The organism is Sellimonas sp. (assembly GCF_047234585.1).
Taxonomy (GTDB): Bacteria; Bacillota; Clostridia; order Lachnospirales; family Lachnospiraceae; genus Sellimonas; species Sellimonas caecigallum.
This window is the reverse complement of the sequence record NZ_JBKSWG010000018.1, coordinates 21,437-37,140: the sequence shown is the minus strand read 5'-3', so window position 1 is coordinate 37,140 and position 15,704 is coordinate 21,437. Positions and strand designations below refer to the sequence as shown.

Annotated in this window: 13 protein-coding genes; 12 read left to right on the top strand and 1 reads right to left on the bottom strand. The window is 44.7% G+C overall.

Annotation, left to right across the window (positions count from 1 at the left end; translation table 11 throughout):
- The first annotated feature begins 58 nt into the window (after window positions 1-58).
- The 4 genes from adhE to ftsH all read left to right on the top strand — a co-directional run bounded on the left by adhE (window position 59) and on the right by ftsH (window position 6,141).
- Window positions 59-2,671, top strand: a complete 2,613-nt coding sequence (gene adhE / locus ACLROL_RS08605) for a bifunctional acetaldehyde-CoA/alcohol dehydrogenase (RefSeq protein WP_413067688.1) — start codon at window positions 59-61, stop codon at window positions 2,669-2,671.
- A 158-nt stretch (window positions 2,672-2,829) separates the two neighbouring features.
- Window positions 2,830-3,582 (top strand): aminoglycoside phosphotransferase family protein, encoded by a 753-nt coding sequence (locus ACLROL_RS08600; RefSeq protein WP_087201624.1) that lies wholly within the window; start codon window positions 2,830-2,832, stop codon window positions 3,580-3,582.
- 102 nt (window positions 3,583-3,684) lie between these two features.
- A complete protein-coding gene (locus tag ACLROL_RS08595; protein WP_413067687.1) occupies window positions 3,685-4,191 on the top strand; it encodes a GNAT family N-acetyltransferase in 507 nt (168 codons plus the stop codon).
- 102 nt (window positions 4,192-4,293) lie between these two features.
- Window positions 4,294-6,141: an ATP-dependent zinc metalloprotease FtsH gene (gene ftsH / locus ACLROL_RS08590; RefSeq protein WP_087209795.1), complete on the top strand. Its 1,848-nt coding sequence runs from the start codon at window positions 4,294-4,296 to the stop codon at window positions 6,139-6,141.
- Window positions 6,142-6,222: 81 nt separating this feature from the next.
- On the opposite strand, the gene ACLROL_RS08585 is transcribed toward ftsH, so the two are convergent.
- On the bottom strand, window positions 6,223-7,368 hold the full coding sequence (locus ACLROL_RS08585) for a cell wall hydrolase (RefSeq protein WP_087209792.1): 1,146 nt from the start codon (window positions 7,366-7,368) through the stop codon (window positions 6,223-6,225).
- A gap of 132 nt (window positions 7,369-7,500) precedes the next feature.
- Between ACLROL_RS08585 and ACLROL_RS08580 the strand changes: the two genes are divergently transcribed.
- The 8 genes from ACLROL_RS08580 (at window position 7,501) to xylB (ending at window position 15,675) form a co-directional block, all read left to right on the top strand.
- The gene (locus ACLROL_RS08580; protein WP_087201631.1) at window positions 7,501-8,361 is read left to right on the top strand and encodes a Cof-type HAD-IIB family hydrolase; all 861 of its coding nucleotides are present in this window, start codon (window positions 7,501-7,503) and stop codon (window positions 8,359-8,361) included.
- Window positions 8,346-9,158: an undecaprenyl-diphosphate phosphatase gene (locus tag ACLROL_RS08575; RefSeq protein ID WP_087201633.1), complete on the top strand. Its 813-nt coding sequence runs from the start codon at window positions 8,346-8,348 to the stop codon at window positions 9,156-9,158. Before ACLROL_RS08580 ends, ACLROL_RS08575 begins: the two co-directional genes overlap by 16 nt.
- 155 nt (window positions 9,159-9,313) lie before the next feature.
- Window positions 9,314-10,105, top strand: coding sequence for a transporter substrate-binding domain-containing protein (locus tag ACLROL_RS08570; RefSeq protein WP_087201651.1), 792 nt, complete (start codon window positions 9,314-9,316; stop codon window positions 10,103-10,105).
- 67 nt (window positions 10,106-10,172) lie between these two features.
- Entirely contained in the window at window positions 10,173-10,901 is a 729-nt protein-coding gene (locus ACLROL_RS08565; protein WP_087201635.1) for an amino acid ABC transporter permease, read from the top strand.
- Entirely contained in the window at window positions 10,891-11,634 is a 744-nt protein-coding gene (locus ACLROL_RS08560; protein ID WP_087201638.1) for an amino acid ABC transporter ATP-binding protein, read from the top strand. Before ACLROL_RS08565 ends, ACLROL_RS08560 begins: the two co-directional genes overlap by 11 nt.
- A 97-nt stretch (window positions 11,635-11,731) precedes the next feature.
- Window positions 11,732-12,565, top strand: coding sequence for a helix-turn-helix transcriptional regulator (locus ACLROL_RS08555; protein ID WP_087201640.1), 834 nt, complete (start codon window positions 11,732-11,734; stop codon window positions 12,563-12,565).
- 70 nt (window positions 12,566-12,635) lie between these two features.
- A complete protein-coding gene (locus tag ACLROL_RS08550) occupies window positions 12,636-14,132 on the top strand; it encodes an L-fucose/L-arabinose isomerase family protein (RefSeq protein WP_087209789.1) in 1,497 nt (498 codons plus the stop codon).
- Window positions 14,133-14,202: 70 nt separating this feature from the next.
- Window positions 14,203-15,675, top strand: coding sequence for a xylulokinase (gene xylB, locus ACLROL_RS08545; RefSeq protein ID WP_087203295.1), 1,473 nt, complete (start codon window positions 14,203-14,205; stop codon window positions 15,673-15,675).
- Window positions 15,676-15,704 lie beyond the last annotated feature (29 nt).

The following is a 15,704-nucleotide window of genomic DNA, read 5'->3' as shown; positions in this document are numbered from 1 at the left end:
GATATTATATACTTATTCCAGTGAAACAAAACGTCTAACTTTTAGGAGGAAAATGATCATGGCGACAAAGAAAAAAGAAGCACCGGCAATTATCGACAATGTCGAAGCATTAGTGGCAAAGATGAAAGCAATGAGAGAAGCTCAGCAGATTTTTGCCACATATACGCAGGAACAGGTTGACAAAATCTTTTTTGAAGCAGCTATGGCAGCAAACAAACAGCGTATTCCACTTGCAAAAATGGCAGTAGAAGAGACAGGTATGGGCGTTGTTGAAGATAAAATCATTAAGAATCACTATGCAGCAGAATATATCTACAATGCATATAAAAATACAAAGACATGTGGAGTTATCGAAGAAGACGCAGCTTTTGGAATCAAGAAAATCGCAGAACCGATCGGACTGATTGCTGCAGTTATCCCGACGACAAACCCGACATCCACAGCGATTTTTAAGACTCTGATTGCTCTGAAAACAAGAAACGCGATCATCATCAGCCCGCATCCGCGTGCAAAAGCATCCACAATTGCAGCAGCGAAAGTTGTTCTTGATGCAGCAGTGAAGGCAGGAGCTCCGGAAGGAATCATCGGATGGATCGATGTGCCGTCTCTTGAACTTACAAACGAAGTCATGAGAGACTCCGATATTATCCTTGCAACAGGCGGACCGGGAATGGTAAAAGCAGCTTATTCTTCAGGAAAACCGGCCCTTGGCGTTGGAGCAGGTAATACACCGGTCATCATCGACGATACTGCAGATATCAAAATGGCAGTAAACTCTATCATCCATTCCAAAACATTTGACAATGGTATGATCTGTGCTTCCGAACAGTCCGTAACTGTCCTGGAAGGTGTGTATGAAGAAGTAAAGAAAGAATTCGCATACCGAGGATGCTATTTCTTAAAGAAAGACGAAATCGATAAAGTAAGAAAGACAATCATCATCAATGGAGCGCTGAACGCGAAGATCGTCGGACAGACAGCTTACACAATCGCAAAACTGGCTGGTGTGACAGTTCCGGAAAATACAAAGATCCTTATCGGGGAAGTGGAATCCGTAGATATTTCCGAAGAATTTGCTCACGAAAAACTTTCTCCGGTACTTGCAATGTACAAGGCAAAAACATTTGACGAAGCACTCCAGAAGGCAGAACGTCTCGTGGCAGACGGCGGATATGGACATACATCTTCTCTCTATATCCATACAGCGGAAAAAGAAAAGATGGCAAAACACGCAGAAGCGATGAAGACATGCCGTATTCTCGTAAATACTCCTTCCTCACAGGGTGGTATCGGAGACTTATACAACTTCAAGCTTGCTCCGTCACTGACACTTGGATGTGGTTCCTGGGGCGGCAACTCCGTTTCTGAAAACGTAGGAGTGAAACACCTGATCAACATCAAGACAGTTGCCGAGAGGAGAGAAAATATGCTTTGGTTCAGAACACCTGAAAAGGTTTACTTTAAAAAAGGCTGCATGCCGGTAGCACTTGACGAACTCGGCACAGAAATGCACAAGAAAAAAGCATTCATTGTTACAGACAGTTTCTTATACAAAAACGGATATGTAAAGCCGATCGAAGAAAAACTGGATGAAATGGGAATCCAGCATACATGCTTCTACGAAGTTGCGCCGGATCCGACTTTACAGTGTGCGCTGAAAGGTACAGATCAGATGAGAGCTTTCGAACCGGATACGATCATCGCTCTCGGTGGCGGTTCTGCGATGGACGCTGCAAAGATTATGTGGGTAATGTATGAACATCCGGAAGCAAACTTTGAAGATATGGCTATGGATTTCATGGATATCCGCAAGAGGGTATACAAATTCCCGAAGATGGGAGAAAAAGCTTACTTTGTAGCAATCCCGACATCTTCAGGTACAGGTTCTGAAGTGACGCCGTTTGCGATCATTACAGACGCAGATACGGGGGTAAAATGGCCGCTGGCAGATTACGAATTACTTCCGAATATGGCGATTGTGGATGTGGACAACATGATGACTCAGCCAAAGGGTCTGACAAGTGCATCCGGTATCGATGTTATGACACATGCCATCGAAGCATATGTATCTATTATGGCTACAGAATATACAGACGGTCTGGCATTAAAAGCGATCAAGACAGTATTTGACTACTTGCCGGCTGCATATGACAAGGGAGCAGCAGATCCGATTGCCAGAGAAAAGATGGCAAATGCTTCCTGTATGGCAGGTATGGCTTTCGCCAATGCATTCCTGGGACTGAACCACTCCATGGCTCACAAATTAGGTGCATTCCACCATATCCCGCACGGTGTGGCAAACGCTTTGCTGTTGACGAACGTGATCCGTTACAATGCAGCAGAAGTGCCGGTTAAGATGGGAACATTCTCCCAGTATCAGTATCCGCATGCGCAGGCTAGATATGCCGAAGCAGCAAGGTTTGCAGGAATTTGCGGAAAAGATGACGCTGAGACAGTAGAATTGTTCTGCGAAAAACTGGAAGAATTAAAGAAAGCAATCGGAATTCCGAAGACGATCAAAGAATGGGGAATCAAGGAAGAAGACTTCCTTGCCACTCTGGATGAGATGGTGGAACAGGCGTTTAATGACCAGTGTACTGGAGCAAACCCGAGATATCCTCTTATGAGCGAGATTAAAGAACTTTACCTGAAATCCTACTATGGAAAATAATATATTCTCAGATTAAGTGTTTTAGGGCGTGGCGGACATATGTCATGCCCTGAAACACTTTTTGTTAAATTGTTTGTTAAATAACTTACTATTGTCTGAGAAATATGGTATAATGGGTTCAAATTAAAAAACAGTTTAAAATGACAGGAGGTATTCTTATGAAGCTGGAAAATGTAATTGTGGAGCGTCCTTATAAAAAAGTATATCGCTGTGAAGAAGGAATCGCGAAAGTATTCGAACCATCTCATCCGAAAGCAGATGTATTTAATGAAGCGCTGAATCAGGCAAGAGTGGAAGCGACAGGCCTGGATATCCCGAAAGTGATAAGCGTAAGTGAGATCGATGGGAAATGGGCTCTTGTTGTTGAATATAAAGAGGGAAAGACGCTGGAAGATCTGATGAATGAACATCCGGAAAATATGGAAACATATATGGATGAGTTTGTAAATCTCCAGATCCAGGTTCAAGAAAAGACATCTCCGCTTTTGAACCAGCTGAAAGATAAGCTTGCACGTCAGATCAACGGACTGAAAGATGTCATTGATGCGACGACAAGATATGAACTCCTGACAAGACTTGACAGTATGCCGACGCATCACAAAGTATGCCACGGCGACTTTAATCCAAGCAATGTCATCGTAAGCGATGATGGAAAATTTTATATTGTTGACTGGGCGCATGTGACACAGGGAAATGCAAGTGCTGACGCGGCCATGACGTATTTGATGTTTGCACTGAAAGACAAAGCTCTGGCCGATACATATCTGGATATATTCTGTAAAAAGAGTGATACGGCCAAACAGTATGTACAGCAGTGGCTTCCGATCATTGCCGCATCTGCGCTGACAAGAAAAGATGCGATGGGAAAAGATTTCCTTATGCAGTGGATCGATATTATCGACTATCAATAAGAAGTCAGAAAGAAAAAACTGCCGGGTCCGACAAGCGGATTCCGGCAGTGTGTTTTTCTGTCCAGAAAAAGATTATTTCAAGAAAAGACGAGGAGAAAAGCGATGATACGGATGACCGAAGAGAAAGATATCCCTCATGTTATGGAGATTATACACATGGCGCAGGAGCAGTTTTGCAGGATGGGGATCGATCAATGGCAGGATGGATACCCCAATGAAGAAGTGATCCGGAGAGATATGAACAGGCGGGAGAGCTATGTAGCAGAGAAAGAGGGAACAGTCATCGGGACGGCTGCTATCTCTATGGAAAAAGAGGAAAATTATGAGATCATCAAAAATGGAGAATGGCTGACAGGCAACAGGAAAAACTATGCTGTGATCCATCGGATTGCGACACACAACGCATATAAAAGAAACGGGACAGCTGACGCATTTTTGCGATTTGCACAGCAGGCGGCTTTGAAGAAGGGGAAGGAAAGCATTCGTATCGACACCCACCCGGACAACCGGATTATGCAGAACTGGATACGAAAAAACGGCTTTGTGTACTGTGGACATATCTTTCTGGATGATGGAGCATTGCGCTATGCATATGAAAAATGTCTATAAACAGAATATATTTATTTTAGAAAAGCTTTAGAATTCCTCCATAGTTTCGACAAATATCCCGTGTTATACTTAATCAGTAAGAACTAGGAAGGGGGACGAATCATGAAAGAAGTAAAAACGCCCAGGAAACCGTTTATCATATATGTGCTGGTCGTGGCGTTCATCATTATTGTTTTAAATGGACTGCTGTTTCCGAATATTATGAATAAACATGTTAAAGAAGTAGATTACGGTACTTTCATGACCATGATAGATGAAAAAGATATCGGTCTTGTGGAAGTAAAGGATACAGAGATCGTATTTACGGACAAGTCGGAAGAGAATGTGTATAAGACAGGGGTAATGAATGATCCTCAGCTCGTGGATCGGCTTCATGAGGCAGATGCAAAATTTCAGAGAAACGTGGAGGAGCAGATGCCGATCTGGCTGTCTCTGATTTTATCCTATGTGGTGCCGATTGCTATCTTTATACTGCTCGGAAGCTGGCTTTCTAAGAAGATGATGTCCAAGATGGGAGGCGGCGCCAACTCCATGGCATTTGGAATGGGGAAAAGCAACGCCAAAATCTATGTGCAGTCGGATTCCGGAATTCATTTTTCCGATGTGGCGGGGGAAGATGAGGCAAAAGAACTGCTGACTGAAATCGTAGACTTTCTCCACAATCCGCAGAGATACCGCGAGATCGGCGCATCCATGCCGAAAGGTGCTCTTCTTGTGGGGCCTCCGGGGACAGGAAAAACATTGCTCGCAAAGGCGGTAGCCGGCGAGGCAAACGTTCCGTTCTTTTCTATCTCCGGATCAGAGTTCGTGGAGATGTTCGTCGGAATGGGTGCCGCCAAAGTAAGAGATCTTTTCAAACAGGCAAACGAAAAAGCGCCGTGTATCGTATTTATCGATGAGATCGATACGATTGGGAAGAAGAGAGACGGACAGATTGGCGGAAATGATGAAAGAGAACAGACCCTGAATCAGCTCCTCACGGAGATGGATGGGTTCGACGGATCCAGGGGAGTCGTGATCCTGGCTGCTACCAACAGGCCTGATTCTCTTGACCCTGCACTTTTGAGACCAGGCCGGTTTGACAGGAGAATACCGGTAGAACTCCCGGATATGGCTGGTCGTGCAGCGATCCTGAGAGTGCATGCAAAAAAGATCAAGATTGCGGACAATGTGGATTTTGATGAGATCGCGAAGATGACGGCAGGTGCATCCGGTGCGGAGCTTGCCAATATTGTCAACGAAGCGGCGCTTCGCGCGGTCAGAGAAAAAAGAAAATTTGCGACGCAGGCTGATATGGAAGCCAGCGTGGAAGTTGTTATCGCCGGATATGAGAAAAAGACAAGAGTTCTGTCGAATAAAGAAAAACTCCAGGTTTCCTACCATGAAGTAGGCCATGCGCTTGTGGCTGCTATGCAGACGCATTCTGCACCGGTACAGAAGATCACGATCATACCGAGGACGAGCGGAGCGCTGGGATATACCCTTCAGGTTGAAGAAAAAGAGCATTTTCTGATGTCCAGGGAAGAGCTGGAAAACAAGATCGCGACCTTTACGGGAGGACGGGCAGCGGAAGAACTGATCTTCCATTCCATCTCAACAGGAGCATCCAACGATATTGAGCAGGCGACGAAGATCGCCAGAGCGATGATCATGCAGTATGGAATGTCGGATGAATTTGACATGGTAGCCCTCCAGAATGTCTCGAACCAGTATCTTGGGGGAGATGCCACACTTGCATGCTCCAATGAGACGGCTACACTTATCGACAGAAAGGTTATTGAGCTTGTAAAAGAACAGCACGCCAAGGCAAAGAAAATATTGGAAGACAATATTATGAAGCTTCACGAGATCGCAAAGTATCTGTATGAGCAGGAGACGATTACGGGAGAAGAGTTCATGGAGATACTGAACCGGAAACCGGAACAGATCGAGGAAAAACCAGAAGAATAAAAGGACAAGAGAAAACTCTATGCAGAATGTATATCTGCATAGAGTTTTTTGATGAGTTGTTGTGCTGAAAAGAGCTATTTGTCAGAAAAATACATTTCCGCCTACTACGATACCATCGTGCCCTGTGGAAGCAGCCCGAAACTGGTAACAATTGCTCACAGAGGCCAGTCTTTTTCCATTCAAAGCATCTCTGGCAACCTGGTAGCAGAGAGGCTTTGGTCCACGTTCCAGCACGCGGCTCAAGCTTCCGTTCCAAGTCGGAGAAAACTGTCCGCTTTGATAAATAACACCGCTTAATGTGTTCGGATAACGAGGGCTTTCCACACGGTTCATGATGACAGTAGCTACAGCAAGCAAAGCATTGTAGTCTGTGGAGCCAGCCTCGCATTCCAGTATTGCGGCAAAGAGAACAAGATCGCTTGTGTCTGACTGCTGAGGTGGTTTTTGTGTGGTTCCATTATCAGAATTTGGTTTTTGATTGTCTTGATTTGATGTATTGTCTCCAGGATTTTGTGACTGGTTTTTGTTGGAAGAATCGGATTCCCCCGACTGACTGCCTGCCGCGTTGTAGGAGTCCTGCTTGGCTTGCAATGCCTTTTTTGCAGCTTCCTGTGCTGCCTTTGCGGCGGCAAGCTCTTTCGACGAAGCATCCAGTTTTATGCTTGTGGAAGAGATTTTTGTATTCAGTTCTTTTTCTTTGGACACCATTTCCTTTTTCAGGGCATCCAGTTCTTTTTCCTGCTTTCGCAAGGCTTTTTCTTTTTGGTCGATATCGTTTCGCGTTTCCGTGAGACGGTCGAGCATTTTACGGTCATATTCCGTGACTTTTGATACAAAATCCATCCTGTTTAGGAATTCCCCCATGCTGGAAGAAGAAAAAAGGATATCAAAAAAGGAAGTATTTCCGTTTTCGTAAATGAACTGGATTCTTTTTTTCATAGCGCGGTACTGTAACTCTTCGTTCAGCTTTGCGGCGGTAAGATCCAGTTCAGCCTGCTCGGCTGCCTTATTCGTACTTTCAATCTTTTTGGCAAGAGAAGTGATCTCTTTGCTCAGTGAAGATAACTGCTTATTCAGATCCTGCAGTTCGGATTCAAGGCCCTGGGTCTGCTGTTCCAAGTCAGACACTGTATCCTCAGCGTTTGCAAAAACTGGGGTAAGGGTAAGAACAGTGGTACAGGCAAAAGCAGTAAAAGCACGAATCAAGGGTTTGAATGTTGCTTTCATTATACCGAATCCTTTCGTAAAAAAATAAGTGCCACTTAAGTATACTATAAATTGCGCAATTAATCAAATTTTGATAAAATGTAGAAGATATGAGTATATTGGATATGGGTGGCTATTAAGAAAGGAACAGATATGGCAAAGATAAAAATGATAGGGCTGGATCTGGATGGAACACTTCTGAATGAAAAGAAATGTCTGTCAGAATACTCCAGAAAAGTACTTGAGAAAGCAATCAGTAAGGGAATCATTGTGCTGGTAGCTACCGGGCGTCCGCTCTATGGCGTCCCGGAATTTATGAGAGAATTTCCCGGAATGCGCTACATTCTTACTGCAAATGGAGCGAGGATACTGAAGCGGGAAAATGGCTTTCATATGATATATGAACATCTGCTTCCCATTGAAGATGCCGAGAAGGTATTGGATGTTCTGGAAGAATATGATACACTAAGAGATGTCTATTATGACGGAATTGGTTATGCAGGCCGGGCCGAGATCGAGAGGATAGAGGAATTCTACCCGAATCCGGCGATGCAGGAGTACATACGGAACACCAGAAACAGGGTGGAAAGTGTGAGGGAGAAGATGAAAGAATTCCCGGGAGGACTGGATAAGATACAGGCAGTTTTTAAACGGATCGATGACAGAGACGAGGCGATGCGAAGACTTAAACGAGAGCCGTCGTTGGCTGTGACAGGTGCACTTTTCAATAATATTGAAGTAAACGCCAAGGGTGTAGATAAAGGAAACGGACTTTTAAAACTGGGAGAAATGCTGGGAATCAAAAGAGAAGAAATCATGGCCTGCGGAGATGGACTCAACGACCTTGCAATGATCCAAAAAGTAGGACTTGGGGTTGCGATGGCAAACGCATCGGAAGAGGTAAAAGAAGCCGCCGATTATGTGACAGCCGGAAACGAAGAAGACGGCGTGGCTAAAGCTATTGAAAAATTTGTTCTGAATGAAAAGGAGGAAAAAGAGTGGATATTATTATAGCGGTTATTTTGGGAATCATCCAGGGAATCACGGAATGGCTCCCGATCAGCAGCACGGGACATCTGCTTTTGGCGGATGAATTCCTGCATATGAATGTGAGCACAGAATTTATGAATATGTTTAAAGTCGTGATTCAGCTGGCATCAGTCATTGCAGTCATTGTACTTTATTTCCATAAGCTGAATCCGTTTTCGCCGAAGAAGACACGAGCTCAGAAGATCCATACAGTTGAGCTGTGGATGAAAGTGGCAGTTGCCTGCATCCCATCGGCGGTGGGGCTTTTTATCGATGATATCGTGGATGAAAAGTTGTCCAATTATATTGTAATTTCTTTGATGCTGATCATCTACGGTATTCTCTTCATCGTCATTGAAAAGCGGAATGCACATATGCAGCCTAGGATTACAAAACTAAAAGAATTGACTTATCTTACGGCATTTGCCATCGGCTGGTTCCAGGTGTTGGCTATGATTCCGGGGACATCCCGTTCCGGTGCAACCATTGTAGGGGCATTGCTGATCGGTGTGGCACGTCCGGTGGCAGCGGAATTTACGTTTTTTCTGGCCATTCCGACGATGTTTGCCGCAAGCGGACTGAAACTGTTCAAGTTTGGCTTCCACTATACATCTATGGAAGTGCTGATCCTCTTGGTAGGATGCGTGGTATCGTTCCTTGTTTCTGTATTTGCCATCAAATTCCTGATGGGATATATCAAGAAACACGATTTTACCGTGTTCGGCTACTACCGGATCATACTCGGTATCGTAGTACTTGGTTATTTCCTGATTTTTGCATAGTAAATATACACAAAGCAGGCGGTTTTTATACAATATAAATGTATAAAAATGCGCTTGCTTTTTTTGCGAAATGTGCTAAAATAGAGAAAGCACAGTTGAATATCACAGAAAAGAAAACGTATTTTTATTCAATCAAAGGTATGGAGGAGAGAATTATGAAGTTGAAAAAAGTGTTAGCAGCTGCTCTTGCAGCGGTATGTGTCATGTCTATGGCGGCATGTGGGTCCAAAGAAGAAAAAGAAGTTTCTGTTGCAAGTCAGGATGACCTGAAAAACCTTACGATCGGGGTGCAGCAGGGAACCACAGGAGATTTGTTATGTTCTGAAATCGTAGAAAAGGACAGCCAGATGAAGCGTTATCCGAAGGGCGCAGCAGCAGTTCAGGCCCTGAAGACGGGAAAATTGGACTGTGTTGTGATTGATACACAGCCGGCCGAAAAATTTGTGGAGAAGAATGATGATCTGAAAATCATAAGCGACTTGTTTGAGGATGAGCAGTATGCGATATGCCTGAAAAAGGGAAATACAGAGCTTCAGGAATCCATGAATCAAGCTTTGGCAGAACTGAAAGAAGAAGGAACTCTGGATAAGATCATCAGCAATTATATCGGGGACGTAGGATCCTACCAGTATGAAAGTCCGGCAGATGCAGATCATTCCAAGGGAGAACTTGTCATGGCAACCAACGCCGAATTTGAACCGTATGAATATCACGATGGAGACAAGATTGTCGGGATTGACGTGGACATTGCGACAGCAATCTGTGATAAGATGGGATACAGCTTAAAGATCGAAGATATGGAATTTGATTCCATCCTTCCGGCTATCGAAGCTGGAAAAGCTGATTTTGGTGCAGCAGGGATGACAGTGACAGAAGAAAGAAAGAAAAATGTAGACTTTACGGACACTTATGCAAATGCAAGTCAGGTCGTTATCGTAAGAAAATAAACAGCAAAGAAGACAGGACTGCTGATAGAAACCAACAGTCCTGTTTTTTCGGAAGAAAGGTGGAAATATGGAGGGATTCACAAAAGTTTACGGGGCTCTTCTGGCCTCCAATTCGTTTGCGGACCGGTTTTACCAGAACTTTATAGAGGACAACCGATGGCTTACACTTTTGAACGGTCTGAAAGTGACGGTAATTGTCACGCTGGAGGCTCTGCTGATTGGTATTATCATCGGTTTTATTGTAGCGATCATCCGATCCTATCACGATAAGACAGGGAAATTTAAAATACTGAATGTGATTTGTAAAATCTATCTGACGATTATCCGGGGGACTCCGTCCATGATCCAGATCCTTATCATGTATTTGGTCGTATTCGGATCTTCCTCTCTCAATTCGATCATTATCGGTGGAATTGCCTTTGGTATCAATTCCGGTGCATACGTGGCGGAGATCGTACGGTCAGGGATCATGTCTATACCGGAAGGACAGACAGAGGCCGGAAGAAGTTTGGGATTAAGCTATGCGCAGACAATGCGGCTGATAATCATGCCGCAGGCATTTAAAAATGTACTTCCGGCTCTTGTAAACGAAATGATCGTGCTGATCAAGGAGACAGCCATTATCGGATATATCGGAGAACAGGATTTGACGAAGGCAGCCATGATCATCCAGAGTCGTACATTCGATGCTCTGATGCCTCTGGTTGCAGCAGCGGTAATTTATCTTGCCCTGATCAGTTTGCTGACATTCTTTATGAATAAGCTGGAAAGGAGGCTTAGGACTAATGAACGTTAAAGGAGAGACATTGCTCCAGGTAGAAAATCTGGAAAAAGCATTTGGGAAAAACAAAGTCCTCAGAGGAATCACAACAGAGATTCATAAAGGGGAGGTAGTGGTAATTATCGGCCCATCTGGTTCCGGGAAGTCTACATTTCTGCGCTCCTTGAATCTTCTGGAAAAACCGACAGGTGGAAAGATCCGCTTTGAGGGGACGGATATCACAGATCCAAAAGTCAACATTGATATCCACAGACAGAAGATTGGTATGGTATTCCAGCATTTCAATCTGTTCCCGCATAAGACCATCCTGGAAAATATTACCCTTGCTCCGGTAACATTGGGGAAACTAAGTCCGGAGGAGGCAAACAGCAGGGCAAAAGAACTGCTTGAGCGGGTTGGACTTCTCGAGAAAGCGAATACATATCCGGAGCAGCTTTCCGGAGGACAGAAACAGAGGATTGCTATTGTACGGGCACTTGCCATGGATCCGGATGTACTTCTGTTTGATGAGCCGACTTCCGCGCTGGACCCGGAGATGGTGGGGGAAGTTCTTGATTTGATGAAGGAGCTTGCCAAGGATGGAATGACAATGGTTGTCGTTACACATGAAATGGGATTTGCGAGGGAAGTTGGAACGAGAGTCCTGTTTGTAGACGAGGGGGTCATCAAAGAGGAAAACGCTCCAAAACAGTTTTTTGCGGAGCCGAAAGACCCAAGACTGCAGGAATTTTTGAGAAAAGTATTGTAAAATGCAACGTGTTCTCCCCTCCTCTCCGGAAGGGGCTTGAACACGTTGCTTTTTTGTTGCTATACTATAGGACAGAAAGACAAAAAGGAGGAGCTAAATGGGGTTTGAACATGAATTGATCATTCCAAATGAAGGTTTTCCATTTAAGATTTTCCGGTTTGAAGGGATGCACGGTCATTATGTGCGCGAAAAGCATTGGCATCGTTCGATTGAAATTTTCGCTGTATTTGAAGGGAATCTCACTTTTTTTATCAATGAAGAGCAGCACTTGCTGCATCCAGGGGAGTTTATTTTGCTGAATTCCAATGAAGTACACTCTGTCTTGGCACCAAATCCCAACTGTACGATCGTGCTTCAGATCCCACTCAATATGTTCTCCGATTACTGTGAGGAAGATGGATTTTTGCTTTTTACGCACAGCCCGAGGACGCAGGACAAAAAGATCATGGAGCTGATCAGGGAGATGTACAGAGGGATTTCAGAGAGAGATACCGGATATGAGTGGAAAGTAAGAAGCGACTTTTTTTTGCTGATCTATCTTCTTGTGACAAAATACAAAAAAACAGAGATTGGATCGGAGGAGATACGGCATTATCGGAAATTAAACAGGCTCTCCAGTATTACTGCGTATATTAGGGAAAATTACCAGAAAGAACTGTCGCTGGAAACGGTGGCGGAACATTTTGGCTACTCGCCCTCTTATTTATCCCGAATGTTTCAAAAGTATGCGCTGACCAACTACAAAACATTTCTCCAGAGTGTACGCACAGAGTATGCGTTTCAGGAGCTGGCAAACACAGAGCATACGATATCGGATATCGCCATGAACAGTGGATTTCCAAACAGCAAGTCGCTTTCCAGAGAGTTTCGGAAAAAGTATGGGATTTTGCCGAGTGAATACAGGAAAAGGCAAAAAAGTGCCATAAATTAGCTAAAAAATGGGTCGAAAAGGACAAAAAAGTGATGCTATAATGACCACAAAGATACAGGAGGGCGAAAAGATGAGTTTGGAGAACAATATGCCAAAAGTAAAACTGGGAATTGTGGCAGTAAGCAGAGACTGCTTCCCGGAGAGTTTGTCTGTCACAAGAAGGGAAGCACTTGTGAAAGCATACAAAGAGAAGTATGACATACAGGATATCTATGAATGTCCGGTCTGCATTGTAGAAAGTGAGATCCACATGATACAGGCGTTGGAAGATATTAAGAAAGCGGGGTGCAATGCGCTTTGTGTCTATCTTGGAAATTTTGGACCGGAGATTTCTGAGACACTTCTGGCAAAACATTTTGATGGCCCGAAGATGTTTATCGCGGCAGCGGAGGAGTCCGGAGACCATCTGCGCCAGGGAAGAGGCGATGCTTACTGCGGTATGTTAAATGCCAGCTACAATCTGGCGCTTCGCAATATCAGAGCTTATATTCCGGAGTATCCTGTGGGAGATGCAGAAGACTGTGCAGATATGATCCATGAGTTTCTGCCGATCGCAAGGGCGGTCATTGCACTTCAGAATCTGAAGATCATAAGCTTTGGCCCAAGACCGCTCAATTTCCTTGCGTGCAATGCACCTGTCAAGCAGCTTTATAATCTCGGTGTAGAAATCGAGGAAAATTCTGAGCTGGATCTTTTTGAGGCATTCAATCGTCATGAAGGAGACGAACGAATTCCGGATATTGTCAAAGAGATGGAAGAAGAATTGGGAAAAGGAAATAAAAAGCCGGAAATTCTTCCTAAACTTGCACAGTATGAGCTGACACTAAAAGACTGGATCCGGGATCATAAAGGGTATCGGGAATATGTGGCCATCGCAGGTAAGTGCTGGCCGGCATTCCAGACACAGTTTGGATTTGTACCGTGCTATGTGAACAGCCGTCTGACAGCACAAGGGATACCCGTATCATGTGAAGTGGATATTTACGGAGCACTGAGCGAGTTTATCGGGACAGTTGTAAGCCAGGATACAGTGACACTTCTGGACATCAACAACACGGTTCCGAAAGATATGTACGAAGCGGAAATCAAAGGGAAATACGATTACACACTGAAAGACATATTTATGGGGTTCCACTGCGGAAATACTGCTTCCGGGAAACTTTCCTTCTGCGAAATGAAATATCAGATGATTATGGCAAGAACACTTCCGGAAGAAGTGACACAAGGGACACTGGAAGGAGATATCGCACCGGGAGATATTACGTTCTACCGACTTCAGAGTACCGCTGACAATAAACTGCGCGCATACATTGCACAAGGAGAAGTCCTTCCGGTAGCTACAAGATCCTTCGGATCCATCGGTATTTTTGCAATCCCGGAAATGGGACGCTTCTACCGTCACGTACTTATTGAAGGGAACTACCCACACCACGGGGCAGTGGCATTCGGACATTTCGGAAAAGAACTCTACGAAGTATTCCGGTACATCGGAGTTGATACAGAAGAAATAGGATACAACCATCCGAAAGGAGTACGGTATAAAACCGAAAATCCGTTTGCATACTAAACAAATATGTGAAAGAGGGACGGGTTCCTGGAAGCAGGTACACGTCCCCGTTTTATCAGGAGGTAACAATATGTTGTATATTGGAGTGGATCTTGGCACTTCATCTGTCAAACTGCTTTTGATGGACAGCGATGGGCGGATCAGAAATATTGTATCGAGGGAATATCCGATTTCGTTCCCGCATCCAGGCTGGTCGGAGCAGAATCCTGAGGATTGGTACAGGGAAACTCTGGAGGGGATTCGTATTCTGACAGAGGGATTTGACAAAACCCAAATTTCAGGAATCAGTTTTGGCGGGCAGATGCACGGTCTTGTGACGCTGGATGTGGAGGACCATGTTATACGTCCTGCTATTCTCTGGAATGACAGTCGTTCTGTTCAGGAGACAGCGTATCTTAACGAAGTGATCGGGAAAGAAAAACTTTCAGCTTATACGGCCAATATTGCTTTTGCTGGGTTTACGGCGCCGAAGATTCTCTGGATGAGAAATCATGAGCCGGAACTTTTCGGAAGGATCAAAAAGATCATGCTCCCAAAAGATTATCTGTCCTACCGGCTCACAGGAGTATTTGCCAGTGATTACTCGGATGCATCGGGGATGCTTCTGATGGATGTGGAGAACAAATGCTGGTCTGAGGAAATGATGAAAATCTGCGGGATCGAGCGGGGACAGCTGCCGGATCTGTTTGAAAGTTACGATACCATCGGTACGGTAAAAAGCGATGTGGCCAGAGAAATCGGCCTTCCTGAAAATGTCAAGGTAATTGCCGGAGCAGGGGACAATGCGGCGGCAGCCATCGGTACGGGGACAGTCGGAGAGGGACGCTGCAATATCTCTCTTGGAACAAGCGGTACCATCTTTATCTCCAGCCATACGTTCCGCAAGGATACAAACAATGCGCTACATGCCTTTGCGCATGCAGACGGTCATTACCATTTGATGGGGTGCATGTTAAGCGCCGCATCCTGCAATAAATGGTGGATGGAGGACATACTGGATACAAAGGAGTTTTCAAAAGAGCAGGAAGAAATTTTTACACTTGGCGAGAATAGAGTTTTTTACCTTCCATACTTAATGGGGGAGCGTTCTCCGCATAATGATCCTTATGCAAGGGGGACATTTATCGGAATGACGATGGATACAACGCGGAAGGATATGACACAGGCAGTATTGGAAGGGGTGCTTTACGGTCTGCGGGATTCCCTGGAAGTGGCCAGGAGCCTGGGACTTTCCATCGAAAAGACAAAAATCTGCGGCGGTGGAGCAAAAAGCCTGCTGTGGAAAAAAATGGCAGCCAATATTTTGAATGTTAAGGTAGAGATTGCAAAAAACGAGGAGGGACCGGCTCTTGGCGGAGCGATTCTGGCAGCAGTAGGCTGCGGAGAATTTGAAAACGTAGAGCAGGCAGTGAGTAAAATCGTGAAAGTTGTCGAGACGATTGAACCGGAAAAAGAACTCGTGGAAAAATATGAAAAAGGATATCAGAAGTTCCGAAAGATCTATCCGGCTCTTCGCCCGGTATTTCAGGAGCTTGCGAGTTAAAACGAGAAAAGAAGCAATGGTTTCCGCAA

Excerpts from the sequence above, each read along its gene's own strand:
- adhE (WP_413067688.1), top strand. The coding sequence starts at position 59 with ATGGCGACAAAGAAAAAAGAAGCACCGGCAATTATCGACAATGTCGAA.
- ACLROL_RS08600 (WP_087201624.1), top strand. The coding sequence starts at position 2,830 with ATGAAGCTGGAAAATGTAATTGTGGAGCGTCCTTATAAAAAAGTATAT.
- ACLROL_RS08595 (WP_413067687.1), top strand. The coding sequence starts at position 3,685 with ATGATACGGATGACCGAAGAGAAAGATATCCCTCATGTTATGGAGATT.
- ftsH (WP_087209795.1), top strand. The coding sequence starts at position 4,294 with ATGAAAGAAGTAAAAACGCCCAGGAAACCGTTTATCATATATGTGCTG.
- ACLROL_RS08585 (WP_087209792.1), bottom strand. The coding sequence starts at position 7,368 with ATGAAAGCAACATTCAAACCCTTGATTCGTGCTTTTACTGCTTTTGCC.
- ACLROL_RS08580 (WP_087201631.1), top strand. The coding sequence starts at position 7,501 with ATGGCAAAGATAAAAATGATAGGGCTGGATCTGGATGGAACACTTCTG.
- ACLROL_RS08570 (WP_087201651.1), top strand. The coding sequence starts at position 9,314 with ATGAAGTTGAAAAAAGTGTTAGCAGCTGCTCTTGCAGCGGTATGTGTC.
- ACLROL_RS08565 (WP_087201635.1), top strand. The coding sequence starts at position 10,173 with ATGGAGGGATTCACAAAAGTTTACGGGGCTCTTCTGGCCTCCAATTCG.
- ACLROL_RS08560 (WP_087201638.1), top strand. The coding sequence starts at position 10,891 with ATGAACGTTAAAGGAGAGACATTGCTCCAGGTAGAAAATCTGGAAAAA.
- ACLROL_RS08555 (WP_087201640.1), top strand. The coding sequence starts at position 11,732 with ATGGGGTTTGAACATGAATTGATCATTCCAAATGAAGGTTTTCCATTT.
- ACLROL_RS08550 (WP_087209789.1), top strand. The coding sequence starts at position 12,636 with ATGAGTTTGGAGAACAATATGCCAAAAGTAAAACTGGGAATTGTGGCA.
- xylB (WP_087203295.1), top strand. The coding sequence starts at position 14,203 with ATGTTGTATATTGGAGTGGATCTTGGCACTTCATCTGTCAAACTGCTT.